The organism is Pseudoxanthomonas sp. USHLN014 (assembly GCF_037153335.1).
GTDB classification, from domain to species: domain Bacteria; phylum Pseudomonadota; class Gammaproteobacteria; order Xanthomonadales; family Xanthomonadaceae; genus Pseudoxanthomonas_A; species Pseudoxanthomonas_A winnipegensis.
The window spans coordinates 18,742-41,667 of sequence record NZ_JBBCKO010000014.1; the positions used below are offsets into that span (position 1 = coordinate 18,742).

General features: G+C 70.4%; 27 protein-coding genes. 16 read left to right on the forward strand and 11 right to left on the reverse strand.

Translation table 11 applies throughout. The features are described 5' to 3' along the window. The first annotated feature begins 34 nt into the window (after window positions 1–34). The 6 genes from WFQ05_RS18985 (at window position 35) to WFQ05_RS19010 (ending at window position 3,614) form a co-directional block, all read left to right on the forward strand. Window positions 35–919, forward strand: a complete 885-nt coding sequence (locus WFQ05_RS18985) for an SPFH domain-containing protein (RefSeq protein ID WP_337054924.1) — start codon at window positions 35–37, stop codon at window positions 917–919. Between the two features lie 102 nt (window positions 920–1,021). Next, window positions 1,022–1,207, forward strand: a complete 186-nt coding sequence (locus WFQ05_RS18990; protein ID WP_130528578.1) for an Arc family DNA binding domain-containing protein — start codon at window positions 1,022–1,024, stop codon at window positions 1,205–1,207. Then, on the forward strand, window positions 1,204–1,389 hold the full coding sequence (locus WFQ05_RS18995; RefSeq protein ID WP_130517522.1) for a DUF4177 domain-containing protein: 186 nt from the start codon (window positions 1,204–1,206) through the stop codon (window positions 1,387–1,389). Before WFQ05_RS18990 ends, WFQ05_RS18995 begins: the two co-directional genes overlap by 4 nt. Next, complete coding sequence (locus tag WFQ05_RS19000; RefSeq protein WP_337054925.1) at window positions 1,386–2,192, forward strand: CPBP family intramembrane glutamic endopeptidase; 807 nt, start codon at window positions 1,386–1,388, stop codon at window positions 2,190–2,192. Before WFQ05_RS18995 ends, WFQ05_RS19000 begins: the two co-directional genes overlap by 4 nt. Next, window positions 2,189–2,791, forward strand: coding sequence for a hypothetical protein (locus WFQ05_RS19005; RefSeq protein WP_337054926.1), 603 nt, complete (start codon window positions 2,189–2,191; stop codon window positions 2,789–2,791). Before WFQ05_RS19000 ends, WFQ05_RS19005 begins: the two co-directional genes overlap by 4 nt. A gap of 10 nt (window positions 2,792–2,801) precedes the next feature. After that, window positions 2,802–3,614, forward strand: a complete 813-nt coding sequence (locus WFQ05_RS19010) for a M15 family metallopeptidase (RefSeq protein ID WP_337054927.1) — start codon at window positions 2,802–2,804, stop codon at window positions 3,612–3,614. A gap of 24 nt (window positions 3,615–3,638) precedes the next feature. On the opposite strand, the gene WFQ05_RS19015 is transcribed toward WFQ05_RS19010, so the two are convergent. The 4 genes from WFQ05_RS19015 to WFQ05_RS19030 all read right to left on the reverse strand — a co-directional run bounded on the left by WFQ05_RS19015 (window position 3,639) and on the right by WFQ05_RS19030 (window position 7,817). Next, window positions 3,639–4,004, reverse strand: a complete 366-nt coding sequence (locus tag WFQ05_RS19015; RefSeq protein ID WP_130517514.1) for a DUF423 domain-containing protein — start codon at window positions 4,002–4,004, stop codon at window positions 3,639–3,641. 115 nt (window positions 4,005–4,119) lie between these two features. Further along, a complete protein-coding gene (locus WFQ05_RS19020) occupies window positions 4,120–5,283 on the reverse strand; it encodes a polyketide cyclase (RefSeq protein WP_337054929.1) in 1,164 nt (387 codons plus the stop codon). 660 nt (window positions 5,284–5,943) lie between these two features. Next, a complete protein-coding gene (locus WFQ05_RS19025; protein WP_130517510.1) occupies window positions 5,944–6,585 on the reverse strand; it encodes a response regulator transcription factor in 642 nt (213 codons plus the stop codon). Further along, on the reverse strand, window positions 6,582–7,817 hold the full coding sequence (locus WFQ05_RS19030; RefSeq protein ID WP_130517508.1) for a sensor histidine kinase: 1,236 nt from the start codon (window positions 7,815–7,817) through the stop codon (window positions 6,582–6,584). The genes WFQ05_RS19025 and WFQ05_RS19030 overlap by 4 nt, the downstream gene beginning before the upstream one ends. Window positions 7,818–7,966: 149 nt before the next feature. Here WFQ05_RS19030 and WFQ05_RS19035 point away from each other — a divergent pair, with 149 nt between their 5' ends. The 7 genes from WFQ05_RS19035 to WFQ05_RS19065 all read left to right on the forward strand — a co-directional run bounded on the left by WFQ05_RS19035 (window position 7,967) and on the right by WFQ05_RS19065 (window position 13,934). Continuing rightward, window positions 7,967–8,563 carry a GNAT family N-acetyltransferase gene (locus tag WFQ05_RS19035; protein ID WP_337054930.1) on the forward strand — a complete coding sequence of 199 codons (597 nt, stop codon included), beginning with the start codon at window positions 7,967–7,969 and terminating at the stop codon, window positions 8,561–8,563. Next, complete coding sequence (minC, locus tag WFQ05_RS19040) at window positions 8,560–9,321, forward strand: septum site-determining protein MinC (RefSeq protein WP_337054931.1); 762 nt, start codon at window positions 8,560–8,562, stop codon at window positions 9,319–9,321. Before WFQ05_RS19035 ends, minC begins: the two co-directional genes overlap by 4 nt. An 83-nt stretch (window positions 9,322–9,404) precedes the next feature. Continuing rightward, window positions 9,405–10,214: a septum site-determining protein MinD gene (gene minD, locus WFQ05_RS19045; protein WP_130517502.1), complete on the forward strand. Its 810-nt coding sequence runs from the start codon at window positions 9,405–9,407 to the stop codon at window positions 10,212–10,214. 2 nt (window positions 10,215–10,216) lie between these two features. Next, on the forward strand, window positions 10,217–10,471 hold the full coding sequence (gene minE, locus WFQ05_RS19050) for a cell division topological specificity factor MinE (RefSeq protein ID WP_130517500.1): 255 nt from the start codon (window positions 10,217–10,219) through the stop codon (window positions 10,469–10,471). 119 nt (window positions 10,472–10,590) lie between these two features. Then, window positions 10,591–11,049, forward strand: coding sequence for a hypothetical protein (locus tag WFQ05_RS19055; RefSeq protein WP_205953537.1), 459 nt, complete (start codon window positions 10,591–10,593; stop codon window positions 11,047–11,049). Between the two features lie 46 nt (window positions 11,050–11,095). Beyond that, the gene (locus tag WFQ05_RS19060; RefSeq protein WP_337054932.1) at window positions 11,096–11,788 is read left to right on the forward strand and encodes a YrbL family protein; all 693 of its coding nucleotides are present in this window, start codon (window positions 11,096–11,098) and stop codon (window positions 11,786–11,788) included. Between the two features lie 70 nt (window positions 11,789–11,858). Beyond that, window positions 11,859–13,934: a M2 family metallopeptidase gene (locus WFQ05_RS19065; RefSeq protein WP_337054933.1), complete on the forward strand. Its 2,076-nt coding sequence runs from the start codon at window positions 11,859–11,861 to the stop codon at window positions 13,932–13,934. A 5-nt stretch (window positions 13,935–13,939) separates the two neighbouring features. Here WFQ05_RS19065 and WFQ05_RS19070 read toward each other — a convergent pair whose 3' ends face one another. The 4 genes from WFQ05_RS19070 to WFQ05_RS19085 form a co-directional block, all read right to left on the reverse strand. Next, on the reverse strand, window positions 13,940–14,464 hold the full coding sequence (locus tag WFQ05_RS19070) for a GNAT family protein (RefSeq protein ID WP_337054934.1): 525 nt from the start codon (window positions 14,462–14,464) through the stop codon (window positions 13,940–13,942). A 5-nt stretch (window positions 14,465–14,469) separates the two neighbouring features. Continuing rightward, window positions 14,470–14,874 carry a hypothetical protein gene (locus WFQ05_RS19075; RefSeq protein ID WP_337054935.1) on the reverse strand — a complete coding sequence of 135 codons (405 nt, stop codon included), beginning with the start codon at window positions 14,872–14,874 and terminating at the stop codon, window positions 14,470–14,472. A 224-nt stretch (window positions 14,875–15,098) separates the two neighbouring features. Next, window positions 15,099–16,094: an LLM class flavin-dependent oxidoreductase gene (locus WFQ05_RS19080; protein ID WP_130528764.1), complete on the reverse strand. Its 996-nt coding sequence runs from the start codon at window positions 16,092–16,094 to the stop codon at window positions 15,099–15,101. A gap of 76 nt (window positions 16,095–16,170) precedes the next feature. After that, on the reverse strand, window positions 16,171–16,842 hold the full coding sequence (locus WFQ05_RS19085) for a glutathione S-transferase (protein WP_130524837.1): 672 nt from the start codon (window positions 16,840–16,842) through the stop codon (window positions 16,171–16,173). Window positions 16,843–16,955: 113 nt separating this feature from the next. Between WFQ05_RS19085 and WFQ05_RS19090 the strand changes: the two genes are divergently transcribed. After that, the gene (locus WFQ05_RS19090) at window positions 16,956–18,038 is read left to right on the forward strand and encodes a GGDEF domain-containing protein (RefSeq protein ID WP_130554018.1); all 1,083 of its coding nucleotides are present in this window, start codon (window positions 16,956–16,958) and stop codon (window positions 18,036–18,038) included. A 2-nt stretch (window positions 18,039–18,040) separates the two neighbouring features. Here the strand turns inward: WFQ05_RS19090 and WFQ05_RS19095 are convergent, their stop codons facing one another. Continuing rightward, window positions 18,041–18,778 carry a sulfurtransferase gene (locus WFQ05_RS19095; RefSeq protein ID WP_337054936.1) on the reverse strand — a complete coding sequence of 246 codons (738 nt, stop codon included), beginning with the start codon at window positions 18,776–18,778 and terminating at the stop codon, window positions 18,041–18,043. A gap of 20 nt (window positions 18,779–18,798) precedes the next feature. Beyond that, a complete protein-coding gene (locus WFQ05_RS19100; RefSeq protein WP_337054937.1) occupies window positions 18,799–19,164 on the reverse strand; it encodes a DUF6164 family protein in 366 nt (121 codons plus the stop codon). 59 nt (window positions 19,165–19,223) lie between these two features. On the opposite strand from WFQ05_RS19100, the gene WFQ05_RS19105 reads away from it, so the two are divergent. Continuing rightward, window positions 19,224–19,661, forward strand: a complete 438-nt coding sequence (locus WFQ05_RS19105; RefSeq protein ID WP_337054938.1) for an FKBP-type peptidyl-prolyl cis-trans isomerase — start codon at window positions 19,224–19,226, stop codon at window positions 19,659–19,661. A 278-nt stretch (window positions 19,662–19,939) separates the two neighbouring features. On the opposite strand, the gene WFQ05_RS19110 is transcribed toward WFQ05_RS19105, so the two are convergent. After that, on the reverse strand, window positions 19,940–21,547 hold the full coding sequence (locus WFQ05_RS19110; protein ID WP_337054941.1) for a serine hydrolase: 1,608 nt from the start codon (window positions 21,545–21,547) through the stop codon (window positions 19,940–19,942). A 110-nt stretch (window positions 21,548–21,657) separates the two neighbouring features. Here WFQ05_RS19110 and WFQ05_RS19115 point away from each other — a divergent pair, with 110 nt between their 5' ends. Continuing rightward, window positions 21,658–22,911, forward strand: coding sequence for a TIGR03862 family flavoprotein (locus WFQ05_RS19115; protein WP_337054942.1), 1,254 nt, complete (start codon window positions 21,658–21,660; stop codon window positions 22,909–22,911). Window positions 22,912–22,926: the final 15 nt, after the last annotated feature.

Here is a 22,926-nt window from a genome sequence, read left to right on the forward strand (position 1 = left end):
TGATATCTTCCCCTCGACATCCGAGGACACCGCCATGAAAGAACAACCCGTCCGTTCCCTGCCCGGCCTTCCCTTCCTGCTGATGCTGCTGGTGCTGCTGGCCGGCGCGGTGTGGCTGTTCGCCACCGGCCTGGGCCCCGACCCGGACGGCGCCGGCGTGGCCTCTGCGAGCCGGGTAGTGGTGTCCATCGTGCTGGCCGCGGCGCTGCTGTTCTGCCTGATCGGCCTGTACACCCTGCAGCCCAACCAGGCCGCGGTGATCAGCCTGTTCGGCAAGTACGTGGGCACCGACAAGCAGTCCGGTCTGCGCTGGAACAACCCCTTCTACGCCAAGAAGAAGGTCTCCCTGCGCGTGCGCAACTTCGAGAGCGGCCGGCTGAAGGTCAACGAGCTGGACGGCTCGCCCATCGAGATCGCCGCGGTCATCGTCTGGCAGGTCAGCGTGGCCTCCGAGGCGGTCTACAACGTGGACGACTACGAGAGCTTCGTGCACATCCAGTCCGAGGCGGCGCTGCGCGCGATGGCCACCAGCCATCCCTACGACCAGCACGAGGACGGCCAGATCTCCCTGCGCAGCCATCCGGCCGAGATCAGCGAGCAGCTCAAGCACCACCTGGACGAGCGCCTGACCCAGGCCGGCGTGGACGTGATCGAGGCGCGCATCAGCCATCTGGCCTACGCGCCGGAGATCGCCCAGGCCATGCTGCAGCGCCAGCAGGCCAACGCGGTCATCGCCGCGCGCACGCGCATCGTCGCCGGCGCGGTGGGCATGGTCGAAATGGCCCTGGCCGAGCTGGAAAAGAGCGGCACCGTGCAGCTGGACGAGGAGCGTCGCGCCGCGATGGTCAGCAACCTGCTGGTGGTGCTGTGCGGCGATCGGGCGACCCAGCCCATCGTCAACGCCGGCAGCTTGTACTGAGCAACGCCAGTGCCTGCCCATGTCTCCGCTGCCGCACTCGTCGTGCTGATCGTCGTGTTCGTCGTCCGGCGTGGGCGCCGGAACACGGACGGCTGAGCCCGCATGGCAGAGAAGAAGGCCTACCCGCTGCGCATCAGCGCCGAGGTGCTCGCCGCGGCCCAGAAGTGGGCCGACGACGACCTGCGTTCGCTCAACGCGCAGATCGAGTACCTGCTGCGCGACGCGCTGCGCAAGGCCGGCCGCCTGCCCAAACCCCCGATCCCCGATCCACAGGAAGACGACGCATGAGCACCGACCGCCGCTGGAGCTATCTCACCGTCGAAGTGAAGCCCAGCCTGCTGGGCGCCCTGAAGACCGAGCTGGTCCAGGAGGAACTCACCAGGCAGGGCAATCAGGGCTGGGAGCTGGTCAACCTGATCGTGCCGGCGCCGGCGCAGCCGGTGGTGCTGGTCTTCAAGCGTCCGCAATGAACGCCGTCCCCGCACCGGCCGCGCCGCGCGGCGTGGACGATCTCAAGCTCGCCGCGGTCTGGGGCGTGCTCGCCGCGCTGGCGGTGGTGGCGCTGATGCCGTATCTGGCGCAGACCATGCCCGAGCGCTTCGCCAGGCTGCCGGTGCCGCTGGGGCTGGTCATGGTGCTGCAGGCGCTGCAGACCGTGGTCCTCATCGGTGCGATGGCCTGGCTGGGCCTGCGCATGGGCCACCGCGTCGGCCTGGGCAGCCCGGTGCTGCGCGCCTGGCTGGTCGATCACACCCCGCTGGACTGGACGCGGCTGCGCCCGGCGACCAGCGCCCTGCTGGGCCTGGGCGCGGGCCTGGCGATCGTGGCGCTCTCGCCGCTGTCCGATCGCTGGCTGCCGCCGATGGCGCATCCCCCGGCGCACGTCGGCGCGCAGGCCTCGGCCATCAACGGCGCGCTGGCGTCGTTCTATGGCGGAATCGCCGAGGAACTGCAGCTGCGCCTGTTCCTGATGACCCTGCTGGTCTGGGGCGTGGCGCGCCTGCGTCGCGACCCGCCCGGTGCCGGCGTGTACTGGGCGGCGATCCTCGTCGCGGCGCTGCTGTTCGGCGCCGGGCACCTGCCGACGGCCGCCCAGGTCTGGGGTCTCACGCCCGGCGTGGTGGCGCGCACCCTGCTGCTCAACGGCGTGGGCGGGATCGTGTTCGGCTGGCTGTACTGGCGGCGTGGACTGGAGATGGCGATGCTCGGCCACTTCTGCGCCGACCTGGTCCTGCACGTGGCCATGCCGCTCATCGGCCTGGTGCGGCCATGACATCGCACGCACGATCGCATGCGGCGGGCGCGGCGCCGGCCCTCACGCCGCCGCCCGGCAGCGCGCGGCTCTGGCTGTTCGTGCTGGTGGTCGGCCTGCCGCTGCTGCTCAGCGCCGCAGCGCTGGCGATCGCGCCTCTGACGGGTCGGGCGACCCCGCAGCCGGCCGGTGGCGTCCTCGGCGCCATCGCCCTCCAACTGGCGTCGGTGGCGATGTTGACCGTGCCGCTGTGGGCCGCGCTGGACTGGGCGCTGCGCCGGCAGGCGCTGCGCATCGACCACGGCGAACTGGACGTGCGCAGCACCTTCTTCCGCAGCCGCGTGGCCCTGGCGCAGCTGCAGCTGGCGCAGGCGCGCGTGATCGACCTGGACGAGCACCTCGAACTGCGCCCGCAGCTCAAGACCCGCGGCTATTCCCTGCCCGGACTGCGCAGCGGCTGGTACCGGCTGCGCAACAAGCGCAAGGCCTTCGTCGCCACCGCCGACAGCCGCCACGTGCTGTGGCTGCCCACCGCGGCCGGCCACGCGCTGCTGCTGGACGTGCGCGATCCGCACGGGCTTCTGGCGCTGCTGCACAAGCGCTGCGGGCACGCACGCTAGAGTGGCGCGCATGTCTGCTCACCCCCTGCCCCAAACCGGCCTGCTGCTCAACACCGCCGAGGTGGAACTGTGGCCGGCGCCGCTGCTGCGCGCGCGCGCCAACGCCGATGCGCGCGTGCTGGCCCGCGCCTCGCGCGTCCTGCGGCGCAAGGACGACGGCCGCTACCTGGCCGCCGTGGTGCCCGAGGGCCTGGTCGGCCTGCTGCCCGGCTGGAGCCGCACGCCGGGCATCGACGAGGCGCTGGACCGCCTGGAGGCCATCGAACAGGCGCGCCCCCTGCCCGGCGCCGGCGAGGCGGACCTGCCCCTCACCGGCCTGCGCAGACGCCTGGACCGCCTGGGCCTGGACGCCGACGACTACGCCACGCGCACCGGCCTGGCGCTGATCGCCGAGCCGGCCACGCTCTGGCTGGCCGGGCGCGATCGCTACGACCGTCCGCTCTGGCTGACCCGCGCGGCCGGCCGCGCCTGGCGTGCCATGCAGGCCGCGGCATGGGAGGACCAGGTGCGGCTGGACGCGATCTCCGGCTATCGCAGCCACGCTTACCAACTGGGCATCTTCGAGCGCAAGCGCGCGCGCGGCCAGACGGTCGAGCAGATCCTCACCGTCAACGCCGCCCCCGGCTACAGCGAACACCATGCCGGCACCGCGCTGGACATCGGCACGCCCGGCGAGGCACCGGCCGAGGAATCCTTCGAACGCACGCCCGCCTTCGCCTGGCTGAGCGCGCATGCCGGCTGCTTCGGCTTCGCCATGAGCTATCCGCGCGACAACCTGCACGGCATCGTCTACGAGCCCTGGCACTGGCGGCACCAGGGCTGAGGGCCGGCACCCGGCGCGGCGCCCTCAGCGCCGCAGCACGTCCACCGCCCAGAGCAGCCAGGCCAGCATCATCGCCACCCCGCCCGCCGGTGCCAGCCCGCTGCTGACCCCGGCCAGATGGTGCGCGGCGATGCTGCCGGAAAACAGCAGCGTGCCGACCAGCAGCAGGCGCAGCGCCCACTGGCCCAGCGCGCGCCGGGCGCGCGGCGCCAGGGCCGCCAGCGCGATGCCGTGGCCGAAACCGTACAGGCAGGCGCTCTGCAGCGCGGCCTGCGCCTTGGCGTCGGCCACGCCGTGGGCGGCGTAGGCGGCCAGGCCGATGGACAGCGCGCACAACACCGCACCGATGGCCGCCAGCGGTGAGGGAACGGGCGAACGAAGCAGGATCATGCGACACCCCTGTGCAAGGCGCGGCCACGCCGGCCGCAAATGAAAACGCCGCGCCTTCGGGATGCGAAGGCGCGGCGCGTGGACATCGAAGCGGGCGCCCGTCAGGCGCCGGCGATCAGTACTTGATCGCCCAGTAGATGTCGTAGGTGGAGCTCTCGTCGGTGAACGACTTGTCCACGCCGCTGTTCCAGGTCTCGTACGGACGGTCGGTCATGGCATGGCCGTTGGTCAGCGCCCAGGCACGCAGGCCGTTGCGGGCGGCGTCCAGCTCGGACATGTAGCCGGTGTACTTGGCGGTGGCGGCCTGGTGCGCATCGGTGTGCACGTAGGTCACCGGGGTCCCGGCGGTCTTGACCTGCAGCTGCGCCGCATCGCCCGCCGGCGCCGGCGTCGCCGCGGCGGCATCGTCGGTCTTGGCGTCGTCGGCCTTGGCCGCGCCGCCCTTCTTGCGGACCGGCTGGGCCACGTCGAAGGTGTAGGTCTGCGTGGCCAGTTCCGTGGTGACGATGCGGAACGGACCGGCGGGCTCCAGGTCGTTGGCGTCCATCACGCGCTTGATCCACTCCTGGTTGGCCAGGATCGACTTCTTGATCGCGTCGTTGCTGCGCTCGATGCTGCCGGCGTTGACCACCAGCAGGTTCTCGGCGGGGACCTCGGTGATCTTCAGGTCGGTCAGCTTGGTCCCCTCGACGCGATAGTCGAAGTTGGGGATGGTCGCCAGGTTGGACGAGAGCTTGGCCAGGCCGGCATCAAGCGAGTCGCCGATCTGGCTCTTGATGTACATGCCCAGGAAGCGGCCGTAGAGGTTCCAGCCGTAGTCCACGTCATAGGACTGGCTGATGCGCACGTTGCGGTTGTTGCGGCCGGTCGGGGTCAGGTTGATCTCCGAGGACTTGTTGCTGCCCGGGGTCTGGTCGACGATCGCATAGACCACCTTGGCCGGGCCGCCGCCAGCGGGCGGGGCCTGGCTGTCGGTGATTTCCCAGCTGCCGCTCTTCCAGGCGCTGGCCACGTCCGAGGTGAACTCGACCTTGGCGCCCTTGCCGACGTTGCCATCGGCACCGCCGGAATACTTCAGGTGGGCCGGGTCACCCGGCAGCATCAGGCTCCAATCCTTGAGGCGCCGCACGTTGTTCACCGTGTCGTACACGATGGTCATCTTGCGGTTGCTTTCCACGCTTCCTTCGAGGTGCCGATGGGACGGCAGGACCACGCCGATGACCAGGAACAGCGCCAATACCAGCGCCAGGGCGATCAAGAACTCGAGCAAACGGGTCATTCAGCGGTCTCCGGGGCCGGTGAGAGGCCATGGGGGGTTAAGGAACAAGTCAGTCCTGAATCGTAGCAGGCTTGGATCGAGACGGTCAGCCGAAAAATGCACCGGAATCATTGCCTTCTGCTGCGAGAACGAAGTCTTAACAGACCAAGGGCATACCAGCTGGAGTGTGAGCGCTGTCGAAGGGCGCCTGTGCGGTGTGGTGGCGCGGTCGGAGACTGGCCCTGTGGGAGCAACTGTCTCCTCAATCCCGCAGCGGCCTGCCTGTAGAGCGGAGCTCGCTCCGCTGCTCTTCGTTCGGTTCGTGGGGACGGCCCCAGCGGAGCAAGCTCCGCTCTACAGGTGGGCGCCATGGCGGCGAAGGGCTTTACCGGGGAAGCCTCATCGCCGCCATGGCGTCTCCCACGGGGGATTGGTGCCGGCTCGTGCTCTTTTGCGGACCTGCCAACTCAAGGCAAAGGCCGGAGCTGAATGGGCGCGCCTGCGTGCCACGAAGCTGGACAGCACGGCTAACAAGAAAGGCCGTCGTTCCCGCGAAAGCGGGAATCTATGGAACCTCACGCGGTAGAGCCCCGAAGTCCCTGGATTCCCGCGTTCGCGGGAATGACGGTAGCGGAAAGCTCGGCGACGTTGGGAAAAGACTCCGCCGTTGGAGCCTCGGCCTCAGACCAGCTGCAGCTCGAAGGCCTTCAGCACCGCCCGGGTGCGGTCGCGCACGCCCAGCTTGGACAGGATGTTGGAGACGTGGTTCTTGATCGTGCCCTCGGCCACGCCCAGCGAATTGGCGATCTCCTTGTTGGAGAAGCCCGAGGCCATCAGGCGCAGGATCTCGGTCTCGCGGTCGGTCAGCGGGTCCGGGCGGTCCAGGCTGACGAACTCGTTGCGCATGTGCTCCAGGCCCGAGAGCAGGCGCTGGGTCACCGCCGGCTGCACCAGCGAGCCGCCCTCGGCCACGGTGCGGATGGCGCCGACCAGCTGTTCCAGCGAGACGTCCTTGAGCAGATAGCCCTTGGCGCCCGCCTTGAGCCCGGCCAGCACCAGCTGGTCGTCGTCGAAGGTGGTCAGGATGATCGAGGGCGGCAGCTGGCCGGCGCGGGCCAGCGCCTGCAGCGCCTCCAGCCCGGACATCACCGGCATGCGCATGTCCATCAGGACCACGTCGGGGCGGACCTGCGGGATCAGCTCGACGGCCTGGCGGCCGTCGGCGGCCTCGCCGACGACCTCGATGCCGTCGTCCAGGGCCAGCAGCGAACGGATGCCCTGGCGGACCAGGTTCTGGTCGTCGACCAGGCAGACGCGGATCATGGAAGTTCTCCGGAAGAAATCAGGGGCGCCGAGGCCGGCGTCAGCGGGCCGGACAGCAGCGGATCGTCGCTGGCCGCCGGCAGGCGCAGGGCCAGGCGGAAGCCCGCCCCCGGCGCGGTGTCCAGCTGCAGCTGGCCGCCATACTGGCGCAGGCGCTCGCGCATGCCGCGCAGGCCGTTGCCGCCGATCAGCTCGGCCGCGCCGCGGCCGTCGTCGCGCGCGTCCATCACCAGCTCGGCGCCCTCGCGCCGGCAGCGGATCCACAGATTGCGCGCCGCGGCATGGCGCACGGCGTTGGTGATGATCTCCTGGGCGCAGCGCAGCAGCACGTGGGCGCGTTCGGGATCCTCCAGGGTCAACGGCTCGTGCAGGTCCAGGTGGATGTGCAGCGAAGGCACGTGCTCGGCCAGCGGGCGCAGGGTGGCGGCCAGGTCGATCGAGCCGGATTCGCGCAGCTGGCTGACCGCCTCGCGCACGTCGTTGAGCAGCAGCCGCGCCAGGGTGTGCGCCTGGCGCACATGCTCCTGGGCGCGGCCCTCGGTGATGTGGCTGGCCACTTCCAGGTTGAGGCTGAGCGCGGTGAGGTGGTGGCCGAGCAGGTCGTGCAGCTCGCGCGAGATGCGGGTGCGCTCGTTGACGCGCGCGCTCTCGGTCAGCAGCACGCGGGTGGCGCGCAGCTCGGCGTTGAGCCGGCGCTGCTCCTCGCGCGCCTGGGCCTGCTGCCGGGCCACATAGGCGGTGACCAGCACGAAGGCGGCGAAGCCCACATAGAAGGAGGACTGGAACACCGACTCCCAGAAGTTGAAGTCGTCCAGCGCCATGAACGAGGGCACCAGCGGCACGTGGGCGAACATCAGCCACAGCACCGCCCAGCGCAGCTCCAGCATCCACGGCAGCACGCCGGCCACCACCGCCAGCAGCAGCGCGCCCAGGCCGGTGCGGGTATAGAAGCCCACCGCCACGGCCGAGGAGATCATCACCAGCAGCAACAGCACGCTGGACAGGCTGTGATGCTGCGGCGGGCGCTCGTGCAGGGTACGGGTGGCCAGCCAGTAGCACAGGCCGAAGGCCAGATAGGCCAGCAGCGACATCGGCACGTTCAGGCTGGCGCCCTCGGCCCCGCGCGAGGGCGGCAGGAACCAGGCGTTGAGCACGATGGGAATGCCGACCAGCGCCCAGGTGTAGAGCCCGGCGGCACGCAACAGGCGGGTGTGGGCGATTCGTCCGAGCATGGCGGCATCTTACGGGCGTGCCGCGACCCGCGACCCGGCCTGAAGTCATGCCTGCGCGCATCCGACCTGCCGCAGCGGCCAGCCACCCATGCGATAATCGGCCCGCCCCGGCGGTGTCGGGCGCAGTTTTCCCCCGGAGTTGAAGCCCGATGTCCATCGTCATCCGCGACGTGCGCGAGCGCGAGCTGGATTCCGTCCTGGCCCTGAACAACAACGCTGGTCTGGCGATCCTGCCGCTGGACAGCGCCCGTGTGCACGAGTTCTACGAGCGCGCCGAGTATTTCCGCGTCGCCGAGCGCGATGGCAACCTGGCCGGCTTCCTGGTCGGCTTCGGCGCCGGCCAGGAGCACGACAGCAGCAACTACCGCTGGTTCCAGGAGCGCTATCCGGCCTTCTTCTATATCGACCGCATCGTGGTGGCCAGCCGCCGCCGCGGCGGCGGCGTGGGCCGGGCCTTCTATGCCGATGTGCAGAGCTATGCCGAGCTGCGCTACCCGCAGCTGGCCTGCGAGGTGTTCCTGGACCACGGCGCCGACTCGGCGCTGCTGTTCCATGGCAGCTTCGGCTTCCGCGAGGTCGGCCAGCACGTCATGGCCGGCGTCAAGGTCCGCGCCAGCATGCTGATGAAGGAGCTGTGCAGCTATCCCTGGGTGCTGGAGACCTACGGCGGCAAGCTGCCGCAGACCCCGTGGACGCGCACCCGCGCCTTCACCCCCGCCGGCACGCAGGGGGCGAGCAACGCATGAGCAGCCCGTCCCCCACCACCCCCAACTACGAGCAGGCCGGCGAACTGAAGATCGGCCAGGTCGGCATCGCCAACCTGCGCGTGCGCACGCTGGACGTGGCCGCGCTGGTGCGCGAGATGCGCGAGCGCGTGGATCGCGCGCCCAAGCTGTTCGGCCGCGCCGCGGTGATCGTGGATTTCGGCGGCCTGATCCAGGCCCCGGACCTGACCACCGCCCGGGCGCTGGTCGACGGCCTGACCGGCGCCGGCGTGCTGCCGGTGGCCCTGGCCTACGGCACGGCCGAGATCGAGGCGCTGTCCGAACAGCTCGGCCTGCCGCTGCTGGCCAAGTTCCGCGCCCAGTACGAGCGCAGCGAGCCGGTCCAGGCCGCGCCGCCGCCTCCGCCTCCCCCGCCCGCCCCTGAGCCGCCCAAGCCCAAGGCCGTCGCGCAGCCGGGCATGGTGCTCAAGAACGCAGTGCGCTCGGGCCAGCAGATCTATGCCGAGCAGCGCGACCTCACCGTGCTGACCTCGGTCGGTGCCGGCGCCGAGGTCATCGCCGACGGCTCGATCCACATCTACGGCCCGCTGCGCGGGCGCGCGCTGGCCGGTGCCCAGGGCAACGAGGACGCGCGCATCTTCTGCAGCGCCTTCCACGCCGAACTGGTCGCCGTGGCCGGCCACTACAAGGTGCTGGACGACGTCCCGCGCGCGCTGCACGGCAAACCCGTGCAGGTGTGGCTAGAGGACGGACAGCTGAACATCGCCGCGCAGACCTAGCGCGGCAAAGATGGCCCCTCGCCGGGCCGTTCCCGCAACATGGCAACGCTCCACCGCATTTCACATTTCCCAGGAGAACACCATTGGCTGAGATCATCGTCGTCACGTCCGGCAAGGGCGGCGTAGGCAAGACCACCACCAGCGCCAGCCTGGCCGTCGGCCTGGCCCGGCGCGGCAAGAAGGTCGCCGTCATCGACTTCGACGTGGGTCTGCGCAACCTGGACCTGATCATGGGCTGCGAGCGCCGCGTGGTGTACGACTTCATCAACGTCACCCAGGGCGAGGCCTCGCTCAAGCAGGCGCTGATCAAGGACAAGCGTTTCGACACGCTGTACGTGCTGGCCGCCTCGCAGACCCGCGACAAGGACGCCCTGACCACCGAAGGCGTGGAGAAGGTGCTCAAGGACCTGGACGCCGACGGCTTCGACTTCGTGGTCTGCGACTCGCCGGCCGGCATCGAGAAGGGCGCTTTCCTGGCGATGTACTTCGCCGACAAGGCGATCGTGGTGGTCAATCCGGAAGTGTCCTCGGTGCGCGACTCCGACCGCATCCTGGGCCTGCTGGATTCCAAGACCCGCAAGGCCGAACAGGGCGGCACGCTCAAGCCAAACCTGCTGCTGACGCGCTACAACCCGGCGCGCGTGGAGACCGGCGAAATGCTCTCGATCAAGGACGTGGAAGAGGTCCTGGGCCTGAAGACCATCGGCGTGATCCCCGAGTCGGGCGATGTGCTCAACGCCTCCAACAAGGGCGAGCCGGTGATCCTGGATCTGGAATCCCCGGCCGGCCAGGCCTACGACGATGCGGTGGCGCGCCTGCTGGGCGAAGACCGCCCGATGCGCTTCACCACAACGGAGAAGAAGGGCTTCTTCAGCAAGCTGTTCGGAGGTTGAGCATGGGCATGTTCGATTTCCTCAAGGCCAAGAAGAACACCGCCGAGACGGCCAAGAACCGTCTGCAGATCATCATCGCCCAGGAGCGCACCCAGCGCGGCGGGCCGGACTATCTGCCGCTGCTGCAGCGCGAGCTGCTGGAAGTGATCAAGAAGTACGTCAACATCGACGCCGACGCGGTCAAGGTCGACCTGCTCAAGGAAGGCGATCACGACGTGCTGGACATCTCGGTGGCCCTGCCCGAAGGCAAGGCCTGATCCAACCCGGCGCGGGCCGCCATGCCCGCGCCTTGCGCGCAAGCACCGCCCCCATGTCGTCCCCGCACAACGCCCTGCCCGCTTCCGATTCCGCCCCGCCGCCCGGCAGCGAGGCGGCCATGGCCACGGTGCTGCGCGTGGACGAACTGCCGTTCGACACGCTGGCCGCGCTGCTGGCGCGCTTCGACCTGGTGCTGCACCGGGTGCCCGACGGCGTGCCGATCCCGGGCAGCTTCTGGGGCGATCCGGAGGCCGGGGTGATCGCGCACAACGTCTACGTGCGCGGCGACACGCCGGTGCACTCGCTGCTGCACGAGGCCTGCCACCTGATCGTGCTCACGCCCGAGGCGCGCGCGCTGGTGCACACCGATGCCACCGATTCGGACATCGAGGAAGACGCCACCTGCTACCTGCAGGTGGTGCTGGCCGACGAGCTGCCCGGCGTGGGCCGCGCGCGGCTGATGGCCGACATGGACGCGTGGGGCTATTCGTTCCGCATGGGCTCTACCGCCGGCTGGATGCAGCACGACGCCGAGGACGCGCGCCGCTGGCTGGCCCAGCGCGGCCTGCCGCACTGACGGCGCACGGCTTCGACGACCCACTTCTTCGCGTTCGGGGACGCGCATGGACACCACTGCCGCTCCCAGGCCCGGACAGGCCTGGAACCACATGATCGTGATCGGCCGCGGCGCCAACCGCGTGTGCGTGATCGACCGGCGCGACACGCGCCAGTGCCTGAAATTCATGCTGCCGCCGGCGCAGCGCACGCGCGTGGGCCTGCGCCAGCGGCTGGCGCGCTGGCGCGCGCGGCGCAAGCCCGCGCGCGATGAGAACCACGCCGAGCTGCGCGCCTGGCTGCAGCTGTCCGCGCGCATCCCGGCCGAGGATCTGGCGCCGCACCTGGCCACCGTGCTGGGCATGTTCCGCACCGTCTACGGCCAAGCCCTGTGCTGCCAGCGGGTGACCCTGCCCGAAGGCGGCGATGCGCCCAGCCTGTACGCGCTGCTGTTCGAGGCGCCGCGCTATCCGGCCGCGACCCTGTGCGCGGCGGTGAGCGTGTTCGAGCAGTGGCTGCTGCGCCATCGCATCCCGCTGTTCGACCTCAACGCCGGCAACCTGCTGGTGCTGCCCGACGGGGACGGCGTGCGCCTGGTCTGCGTGGACGCCAAGTCGGTGGTGGCCGGCAAGGAGATCGTGCCGTTCTCGCGCTGGGTCGGCGCGCTGGGCCGGCGCAAGATCCGCCGCCGCGCCGAGCGCCTGCGCGCGCGCATCCGCGCCGCCCTGCCCGACACCGGCGCGCCCGCGAGCGCGCCATGAGCTGCGCTTGCGGCGTCTGGTCGGCTTCTCTAGCCTGCGGGCTCACCGCCTGAAGCAAAGGAAGCGCGCCGTGCCGCCACGCCACCTCGTGTTCGCCCTGGGCGCCGTGTCGCTGCTGGCCCTGTCCGGCTGCGGTTCGGACCAGCCGCCGGCCGATGGGATCCACGCCGCGCCCGAGGGCGAGACCGCGCAGGCCTTCGTCGCGCGCGTCAACGCCGGCCTGCGCGAGAGCGCGCCGGAGGTGAGCGCGGCGCAGTGGCTGTCCTCGACCTATATCAATCCGGACAGCCAGCGCCTGGCCGCCGAGGCCAACGAGCGCGCGCTGACCCAGCTCAATGCCTGGATCGCGCAGTCGCGGCGTTTCGAGGGCCAGCAGATGGCGCCCTCCGATGCGCGCGCCATCCACCTGCTCAAGCTGATGAGCGCCATGCCCGCGCCGCAGGACCCGGCCAAGCTGGCGCGCCTGACCCAGCTGTCGACCGAGCTGGAAGGCATGTACGGCGCCGGCAAGGCCTGCACCGGCGACGGTCCGACGCGCAGCTGCCGCAGCCTGGGCGAGCTGGAACAGGTGCTGGCCCACAGCCGCGACTACGACGCCCAGCTGCAGGCCTGGAGCGGCTGGCACGATGCGGCCACCCCGATGCGGGCGCGCTATGGGCAGTTCGTCGACCTGATCAACGAGGGCGCGCGCGATATCGGCTTCGCCGATGCCGGCGAGCAGTGGCGCAGCGGCTACGACATGGCCCCGGGCGAGATCGCCGCGCAGACCGATCGCCTGTGGAACCAGGTCAAGCCGCTGTACCAGCAGTTGCACTGCTACGCGCGCACCCGGCTGGAGGCGCGCTACGGCATGCGCGGCCAGGTCGACGGCGGCCTGCTGCCTGCGCATCTGATGGGCAATATGTGGCAGCAGGACTGGAGCAACCTGTGGGGCCTGCTGCAGCCCTATCCCGAGGCCGACGCGCTGGACATCACCGGCGCGCTGCAGGCGCGCAACGATGCGCAGTACGAGCGCACGCTGACCGACGCTGGCCTGGACACCACCGACCCGTTCGAATCCGCGCGCGATGCGGCCTATGGCGCGCAGCTGCGTGCCGTGGGCCATGCGCCCGACGCTAACGAACGCGAGCGCCTGAGCCGCAGCGCCTACGACGCGGCCATCGCGCGCCTGGGCGACCTGCGCCGCGACGCGGATCTGGCCGGCGCCAAGGACATGGCCCGGCGCGCGCAGGACTTCTACACCTCGCTGGGCATGCCGCCGCTGCCGGAGAGCTACTGGACCCGTGCGCAGTTCATCAAGCCGCGCGACCGCGAGGTGGTCTGCCACGCCAGCGCCTGGGACATGGACATGGCCGGCGACGTGCGCACCAAGATGTGCATCCGGCCCGACGAGGACAGCTTCACCACGCTCTACCACGAGCTGGGACACCTGTATTACGACCTGGCCTACCACCGGCAGCCGCCGGTGTTCCAGGCCGGCGCCAACGACGGCTTCCACGAGGCCATCGGCGACACCATCGTGCTGGCGATGACGCCCCGCTACCTGGCCTCGATCGGCCTGGTGCGCGAGGCGACGCAGGATGAGCCGGCGCTGGTCAACGCGCAGATGCGCATGGCGCTGAGCAAGGTGGCCTTCCTGCCGTTCGGCCTGATGATCGACCGCTGGCGCTGGGGCGTGTTCGACGGCTCGATCAAGCCGGACCACTACAACCGCGCCTGGTGGCAGCTCAAGGCGCAGTACCAGGGCGTGGCCCCGGCCACGCCGCGCGGCGAGAAGTACTTCGACGCCGGCGCCAAGTACCACGTGCCGGCCAACACGCCGTACACGCGCTACTTCATGGCGGCGATCCTGCAGTTCCAGTTCTACAAGGCGCTGTGCGATGCCGCCGGCCACACCGGCCCGCTCAACCAGTGCAGCTTCTACGGCAACAAGGTCGCCGGGCAGAAGTTCTGGGCGATGCTGAGCCAGGGCGCCAGCCAGCCCTGGCCGCAGACGCTCAAGGCGCTGACCGGCAGCGAGACGATGGACGCCGGCCCGATGCTGGAATACTTCCAGCCCCTGCAGGCCTGGCTCAATCAGCAGAACGAGGGGCGCAGCTGCGGCTGGCAGGTGCCGGCGGCCGCTGCGGCCGACACCGCGGGCTGAAGCCGCTAGAAGCCGGCCTCGTCGGCCAGCAGCGCCCAGCGCTCGTGGTCCTGCCAGATGCCGTCGATGCGCAGATAGCGCGGCGAGAAGCCTTCCAGGCGGAAGCCGGCGCCGCGGGCCAGCGCGATCGAGGCGGCGTTGCCAGGCTGGATATTGGCCTCGAGGCGATGCAGGCCGACCTCGCCGAACAGATGCGCGGTCACCTGCGGCAGCGCCTCGCGCATCAGGCCGCGCCCTGCGCAGGGCACGCAGGCGTAGTAGCCCAGGTAGGCGCTGAGCAGGTTGCCGCGGCTGATCTGGCTGGCGTTGAACACCCCGACGATGGCGCCGCTGTCGCATTCGCGCGCGATCAGGCTCACGTAGTCCTCGGCCAGGGTGCGGGCGAACCAGGCCTCGAACCCGGCCCGGTCCAGGCAGGGCGACACCCAGGGACGATGCAAGGCCACGCTGGCGCGGTGCGCGGCGATCAGCGCGGTCGCATCGGTGCGCAGCAGCGGCCGCACGCCGACGCGCGAGGCGGAAGCGGCCATGCGGCTCAGTGGGTCTCCGGCTCGCCCTGCAGGCCGGCCACCAGCTGCTGGCGAAACTGGTCGAAACTCAGGCCCTGGCCGGCGGCCTCGGCATGGGCGGCATGCTTGAGATCGTCCGAATAGACCAGGCGCACATTGGTGCCGGCGCGGTCGTGCAGTTCGGCCGCGCGCAGGATCAGCGCCAGCACGTGCGCGGCGCTGTCCGATTCGCCGGCGATGCGCCCGTCCATGCCCAGCACCCACTGCCCGTCGCGGCGCACGATCCCGGCCAGCAGCTGCTTGTCGTCGTCGCGCAGCTCGGCATGCGGTTCGATCGGCGAGGCCGCGTCAAGGCCGGCGGCGGCCTGGTTGCGGGCCCGTTGCTCGCGGCGCTTGCGCGCATCGCGCCGCTGCTTGGAGGTGATCGACATGGCATCGGCCCGGGACGATAAGGGGCCGATAGGGTACCGCGGCGGAGTCTGGCCCGGGCCTGTCGACAGGCCCCGGGACGCCATCAAGAGTGTCCGAACCGTCGTTGCCGCGAAGGCGGGAACCCGGAACTTCGAGGGTTAGGCGTCGTGTCTCGATGACGACAGGGTCGCCCCAAGAAACGGCAGGGCCCGCTGGTAACAACGAGCCCGTTCCGCTTCCCGCCCTAAGCCGCCTTCGCCGGCGCCAGCGCCTCGGCGGCCAGCCGATACGAATGCTTGCGCGCCCCGTGGTCGTAGATGTTGGCCACGATGATCAGCTCGTCCGGGCGATGGCGATCGATGAAGGCCTCCAGCCCCTTGCGCACGGTCGCCGGCGCGCCGACCACGCTGCAGGCCAGCGCGCGCTCGACCCCGGCCTTCTCGTGCGGCTGCCAGTAGGCCTCGATATCGTCGATCGGCGGCGGGATCTTGCCCGGCCGGCCGCGGCGCAGGTTGACGAAGGCCTGCTGGGCGGTGGTGAACAGCCGGCGCGCCTCCTCGTCGGTATCGGCGGCGATCACGTTGAGGCCGAGGGCGGCGTAAGGCTGCTGCAGATGGCGCGAGGGCCGGAAGTCGCGGTGATAGACCGCCAGCGCCTGGTCCATCGCATCGGGCGCGAAGTGCGAGGCGAAGGCGAACGGCAGCCCCAACTGCGCGGCTAGGGTGGCACTGAACAGGCTCGAGCCCAGCAGCCACACCGGCACGTCCAGGCCGGCGCCGGGCACGGCCTGCACCAGCTGTCCGGGCTCGGCCGGGGCGAAGTAGCGCAGCAGCTCGGTCACATCGGCCGGGAACTGGTCGGCGCTGTCGAAGTAGCGGCGCAGCGCGCGGGCGGTGGGCTGGTCGGTGCCCGGCGCGCGGCCCAGCCCCAGGTCGATGCGTCCGGGATACAGCGAGGCTAGCGTGCCGAACTGTTCGGCCACCTGCAGCGGCGCGTGGTTGGGCAGCATCACCCCGCCCGAGCCGACCCGGATGGTCGAGGTGCCGCCGGCGACATAGCCGATCAGCACCGCGGTGGCGGCGCTGGCGATGCCGGGCATGTTGTGGTGCTCGGCCAGCCAGTAGCGGGTATAGCCCAGGCCTTCGGCGTGGCGGGCCAGATCCAGCACGTTGGCGAAGGCCTGGCTCGGCGTGCTGCCCTCGCACACCGGGGCCAGGTCCAGGACCGAATAGGGAATGATCGGGGAAGAGGTACTCATGCCCCTTGAGATGGGGCCAGGGCGCCCGGCTTCCAGCCCTGCCGGTGCGATGCTGTATTCAGCTCAGCAGGTCGTACGGCCCGCCCTGGGCCAGCGCGCGCTGGTAGGCAGGCCGGGCGTGGATGCGCTGGATGAAGCCCGCCAGCAGCGGATGGCCCTCGAAGCCGTAGCGCGCCTGCGCGGCCTCCAGCGGGAAGCTCATCTGCACGTCGGCGGCGCTGAAATCCTCGCCGGCGAACCAGGCGTGGCGGCCCAGCTCCTGCTCCAGATAGTCCAGGTGCAGCTTGATCTGCGGGCGTGCGAAGCCGGCCATCGCCTTGTCGGCGATGCCGCGGGCGATGGGCTTGGCGAAGAACGGCATCGGCGCGCTGCGGATCCGGCTCAGCACCAGGGTGATCAGCAGCGGCGGCATCAGCGAGCCTTCGGCATAGTGCAGCCAGTAGCGATAGCGCAGGTGGGCATCGGTGCCCGGGGTCGGCGCGAAGGCGCGGGCCACGTCGTAGCGCTCGACCAGGTATTCGATGATCGCCCCGGATTCGGCCAGCAGCCGGCCCTCGTCCTCGATCAGCGGCGACTTGCCCAGCGGGTGGATCCTGCGCAGTTCCGGCGGCGCCAGCATCGTGCGCGGATCGCGCTGATAGCGGACCACGGTGTAGTCCAGGCCCAGTTCCTCCAGCAGCCACAGCACGCGCTGGGAGCGGGAATTGTTGAGGTGATGGACGGTGATCATGAACGGGAGGCTTCCAGGGCGGGCAATCGGTCAGGATAGCCTCGGACCCCGCTGCATCGCGTCGTCGTCAATTTGAGTATCGTGTCACCCTGGAATCAGGGGGCTGGTCACGGATGGGTTGGTTCAACGGTCGGGTCGATGACCTGGCTCCGGAGCAGCGCAGCGCGCTCATCGAGCAGCAGCAGCGCGAATCCGGGCGCTATGTCGAAGTGCTGTTCGTGGCGACGCCGCTGGTGTTCGTCATCAGCGGCATGCGCGACCTGCTGACCGGACAACCCGACGCCTGGCGGCTGATGGCCGTGCGCGGCGCCACCGCGGTGGCGGTCCTGATCATCGGCTGGGTCGTACGGATGCGCGGGCTGCGCTCGGACACGGCCGGCAGCCTGGCGGTGCTGGGCGTGCTGATCGCCAGCGGCGCGCTGGCTTACAGCGTCACCCTCGACCCCCACGGCCTGGGCCTGGCCCATGTGGTCCTGCTGCTGATGGCCATGCACGCCCTGCCGCTGAGCCTGCGCCTGCGCGATGCGATCGGCATGGGCGCGGCGCTGCTGCTGCCGTCGCTGGCGATGCTGGTGCTGGTGCACGCCTCGCTGGCGAGCTGGCTCCCCGACCTGGCCCTGCTCGTGCTGGGCATCGGCGCGGGCCTGATGCTGCGCCGGCGGCGTCTGGACATCGCCCTGGAGCTGTTCGAACTGCGCAGCAAGCTGGAGCTGCGCGTGGACATGGACATGCTGACCGGCCTGCTCAACCGCGAGGGCTGGTTCCGCGCCGCGCGGGTGGTGTTCACCCTGACCCGCGATGCGCGTCGGCCCATGACCCTGGCCTACCTGGACCTGGATCACTTCAAGCGCATCAACGACGAGCTGGGCCACGACGCCGGCGACCGCGCGCTGGCGCTGGTGGCCGACGCGATGCGCCGCTACGCGCGCCGCCAGGACATCGTCGGCCGACTGGGCGGCGAGGAATTCGTCCTGCTGATGCCGGGCCTGCCCGAGATGCAGGCCGTGCGCCAGATCCAGGACCTGTGCGAGGCGGTGCGGCGGATCGAGTTCGGCCGCAGCATCACCTTCAGCGCCGGCCTCAGCCAGGTGCGCACCACCGACCGGCTGGAGGACACCATGCGCCGCGCCGACCACGCCCTACTGCAGGCCAAGCGCGACGGCCGCGACCGGGTGCTGCGCGCGCCGGCCAACTAGGCCTAGCCGGCCGCGACCGGGCGCAGGTCCGGCGTCAGCGCCAGGCGGTCGTCGAACACGAAGCAGGCGCCGTCGTAATGCCGCCCACCGACCTGCTCGAAGTAACCCAGGATGCCGCCCTCCAGCTGCAGCACGTTGGCCATGCCGGTGTCGTGCATCCACAGCGCGGCCTTCTCGCAGCGCACCCCGCCCGTGCAGAAGCTCACCACCGTCGCGTCGGCCAGCGCCGCGCGGTGCGGCGCCAGCGCCTCGGGCAGCTGGGTGAAGTCGGTGATCGGCAGGGTCAGCGCGCCGGCGAAGGTGCCGTGGCCGACCTCCTCTTCGTTGCGGGTATCAAGCAGCCGCACCGGCTTGCCCGCGTCGTCGTGGCCCTGGTCCAGCCAGCGCGCCAGCGTCTGCGGCGTCACCGCCGGGGCGCGGTCGCGGCCCAGCGGCTCGCTGCCGGGATGACGGAAGGTGATGATCTCCGGCTTGACCTTGGCCTTGAGCCGGGCGAAGGGCACCGCATCGCTCCAGCTCTCCTTGATGACGATCTGCGCCAGGCCCGGCTCGGCGCGCAGCGCCTGGACGAAGTCGCGTACCGCCGGCGCCTGCCCCGCCAGGAACACATTCAGCCCCTCCGGCGCGACCAGCAGCGTGCCGCGCAGGTCGGCGGCCTGCGCGCGCGCCAGCAGCGCATCGGCCAGGGCCTGCGGGTCGTCGATGGCGACGAAGTGATAGGCGGCGATGTTGAGGATCATGCCGGCCATTTTACGGGGGCTCAGCGCAGCAGCCACCACGGCAGTGCCAGGGTCAGCGCCAGGATCGCGACGATTGCCAGCAGCATCCCGGCCACGTACAGCGGCCGCGCGCACAGCTGGCGGGCGAAGGTGTCGGCGGTGCCGTCCTGCTGCGCCTGCTGGCGCGCCGCCCGGGCCCGTTCGCCACGCTCGGCCTGGTACTCGGCCATCAAGGCCTTGGCGCGCGGCAGGTCCGCCTCGTCCTTCAGCCAGATGCCGCCATGGCTGATGCCCCAGCTGCTGGGCTCGGTCTCGTAAAAAGCGATGCCCGCGCGCGTGAGCCATGCGCGCACCTCGCCGGCTTCGTCGTCGGGTACTTTGCGCAGGTTGAGCAGGAGCTTGGCCATGCGCACAGGATAGCGGGCTGCTACCTTGGCGCGCCTTGCCACCTCTACAGGAGCGCACGATGCGCCGATGGATTCCTCTGGCCCTGACCCTGGCGCTGGCCGCCTGCACGCCGCCGCGCCAGCCGATCGAACTGCACGGCGGCGTGGACACGCTGCAGGTGCATGAGATCAGCGTCGGCCAGGGCGCACTGGCCAAGCCGGGCGACAACGTCAGCGTGCACTACACCGGCTGGATCTACGACGACACCAAGCCGGACAAGCACGGGCCGAAGTTCGACAGTTCCATCGATCGCGGCACGCCCTTCACCTTCCCGCTCGGCGGCGGCCAAGTCATCAAGGGCTGGGACCAGGGCGTGGCGGGGATGAAGGTCGGCGGCAAGCGCACGCTGATGATTCCTGCCGCGCTGGGCTATGGCGACGAGGGCGCCGGCGGCGTCATCCCGCCGGGCGCCTCGCTGGTGTTCGACGTGGAGCTGCTGGACGTCAAGGCGCCGTAGGCATCCAGCGCTCGGTGGGAGCCGCCATGGCGGCGCTGGAGCTTTCCCGGTAAAGCCTCATCGCCGCCATGGCGGCTCCCACATGAAAAGCCTCGTAAGCGCGTGCTTTTCGTGGCGGCCGCCACTGCGGCCTTATCGGCCTATGGCGGATCCCACCTGTAGAGCGGAGCTTGCTCCGCTGTGGCTTCCCGACGATCCGTCCGAAAGGCAGCGGAGCAAGCTCCGCTCTACACAGAGGCTGCGACTCGATCTGAGGCCCTGTTGCTCCCACGTAAGGCCTATTGCGCCTTCGTCGCCTTCACCGGCTTCAGCGCCAGATCCTGGAAGTCGAAGCTGAAGTCGGTCAGCGGCGAGATCGGCTCCATGCCGGCGCTGGTGATCTGGCCGTCGGCATCCAGCTGGAAGGTGAGGAAGGCATCGGCGTTGAGCCAGCGCTCGCGCCAGCGCACCACGAAGGTGTCGTGCTGCCAGTGGCTGAGCTCGCCGACCAGCTGCGGCGTCTTGGTGAAGCGGATCACCAGCTTGCCGTTCTCCTGCGCGATCACGATGTCGCCATACCAGGCATCGCGATAGGTCTGCGCGTAGCGGGCCAGCGGCAGCGAGGGCTTGGAGCTGGCGTCGCGCGCGGCCTGGTGCTTGGCCCAGCTCTCGTCGGCATCGCCGTGCGACTTGGCCACGGCCTTGGCGTAGGCGGCGTTCCAGTCGGTCTTCGGCGCGTCCAGGTAGGCGTCCAGCGCGCGCAGGGTGACCGCGTTGAAGGCGGCGCCGACCTCCTGATTGGTCAGGACGATCACGCCCAGCTTCTCCTGCGGGACCAGGGTGATGCGCGAGACCATGCCCGGCCAGCCGCCCGTGTGCCAGACCAGCTTGCGGCCGCGATAGTCCGAGAGCATCCAGCCCTCGCCATAGCCGAAGTAGTTGGGCTTGACCGCGGCCAGCTCCGGCACCGAGGGCTCGGACACCGGGATGGGCGTGAGCATGGTCCACATGTCGGCCTGGCGCTTGGCGCTGAACAGGCGCTTGGCGCTTTCGCCTTCCCCGGAGATCACCCCGCCGTTGAGCTGGGCGATCACCCACTTGGACAGGTCGTGCACGCTGGAATAGATCCCGCCGGCGCCGCCGACGTTGGACCAGGTCATGCGCGGCGCGGGCACCAGCCGGGTGAAATCCTCCTTGGAATGACCGGTGGCCACATCGTCGCCGGGCTTGAGGTCGTCGCTGTTGTAGACCGTGTCGTCCATGCCCAGCGGCTTGAAGAAGCGCTGCTGCAGGAACTGCTTGTACGGCATGCCCGAGGCCTGCTCGATCACCAGCTGGGCCACGCCGAACAGGATGTTGTCGTAGGCGTACTGGTAGCGGAACCCGCCCTTGATCGGCACGTCCTTGAGCCGCTGCGCGACCTCCTGGTTGGTGTAGGTGGTCGTCGGCCAGTACAGCAGGTCGCCGGCGCCCAGCGACAGGCCGCTGCGATGGGCCAGCAGGTCGCGGACGCGCAGCTCGTGGGTGACCATGGGATCGGACATGCGGAACCACGGCAGGTGGTCGATGACGCGATCGTCCAGGCTCAGCTTGCCCTCGTCGGCGAGCATGGCGATGGAGGCGGAGGTGAAGGCCTTGGTGTTGGAGGCGATCGCGAACAGCGTCCTGGCGTCCACCTTCTCCGGCTTGCCCAGCTCGCGCAGGCCGTAGCCGCGCTCGAGCACCACCCGCCCGTCCTTGACGATGGCCACCGCGATGCCGGGCACATCGAAGGTCTCGCGCGTCTTGTCGACATAGGCGTCGAAGTCCACCAGCTGCGCCGGCGGCGGCTCGACGGACAGCGCCTGCCCGGAAGAGGCGGCGCCCAGCAGGCCAGCAGTCAACAGCGCCCCCGCAAGGGTCGGCATCACGCGCATCGAAGTTCCCCGGTTGGAAAGAGACAGCCTCGCACGATAGCCGCCGCGCGCGACAACGTGGCCTGCCATCGGTCATGCGCGCGGCCCTTCATAATGGCGCGATGTCCCAAGCTCGCTCCCCTGCTCCCACCCTGGCCGTGATCGGCGGCGGCCCGGCCGGCCTGATGGCCGCCCAGACCGCGCGGGAGGCAGGCCTGGAAGTGGCGGTCTACGAGGCCAAGGGCTCGGTCGGGCGCAAGTTCCTGATCGCCGGCAAGGGCGGCATGAACCTCACCCATTCCGAGCCGCGCCCGCAGTTCGACGCCCGCTATTTCGAACGCGCCGCGCAGGTCGGCGCCTGGCTGGACGACTTCGATGCCGATGCGCTGCGCGCCTGGGCGCGCGGACTGGGCGTGGAGACCTTCGTCGGCAGTTCCGGGCGCGTGTTCCCCAGCGACATGAAGGCCGCGCCGCTGCTGCGCGCCTGGGTGCGCCGGCTCAAGGACCAGGGCGTGCGCTTCCACGTCCAGCATCGCTGGACCGGCTGGGAGGCGGACGGGGCGCTGCGCTTCGACACGCCGCAGGGCCCGCTGCGGGTAGCGGCCGATGCGACGGTGCTGGCCCTGGGCGGGGCGAGCTGGCCGCAGCTGGGCTCGGACGGCGCCTGGCAGCCGTGGCTGGCCGCGCGCGGCGTGGACGTGGTGCCGCTCAAACCCGCCAACTGCGGCTTCGACATCGCCTTCAGCGCGCACATGCGCCCGCACGCCGGCGCGCCGCTCAAGCCGGTGGTGGCGCACTGGCGCGACGCGGACGGCGCGGCGCACGCGCTGCAGGGCGAATGCGTGCTCACCGAGACCGGCATCGAAGGCAGCCTGATCTATGCCATCGCCCCGGCCCTGCGCGAGGCGATCGCGCGCGAGGGCCAGGCCACGCTCGAACTCGATCTGGCGCCGGGCCGCGACCTGCCGCGCCTGATCGCCGAGCTGTCGCGGCCGCGCAAGGGCCGCTCGGTGGGCGAACACCTGCGCCGCACCGTGGGCATCGAAGGAGCCAAGGCCGCGCTGGTGTTCGAGACGGTGGCCGGTGCCGCCCGGCAGGACGCCACCGCATTGGCGCAGGCGGTCCACCGCCTGCCGCTGACGCTGCTGCGCCCGCGCCCGGTGGCCGAGGTCATCAGCAGCGCCGGCGGCGTGCGCCTGGAGGCGCTGGACGCGCAGGCGATGCTGCAGGCGGTGCCGGGCACGTTCTGCGCCGGCGAGATGCTGGACTGGGAAGCCCCGACCGGTGGCTATCTGCTCACCGCGTGTTTCGCCTCGGGCCACCGCGCCGGCGTGGGCGCGGCAGCCTGGGCGAAAGGTCGTCGCGTCGGGGACTGACGACCGTATTGGTCG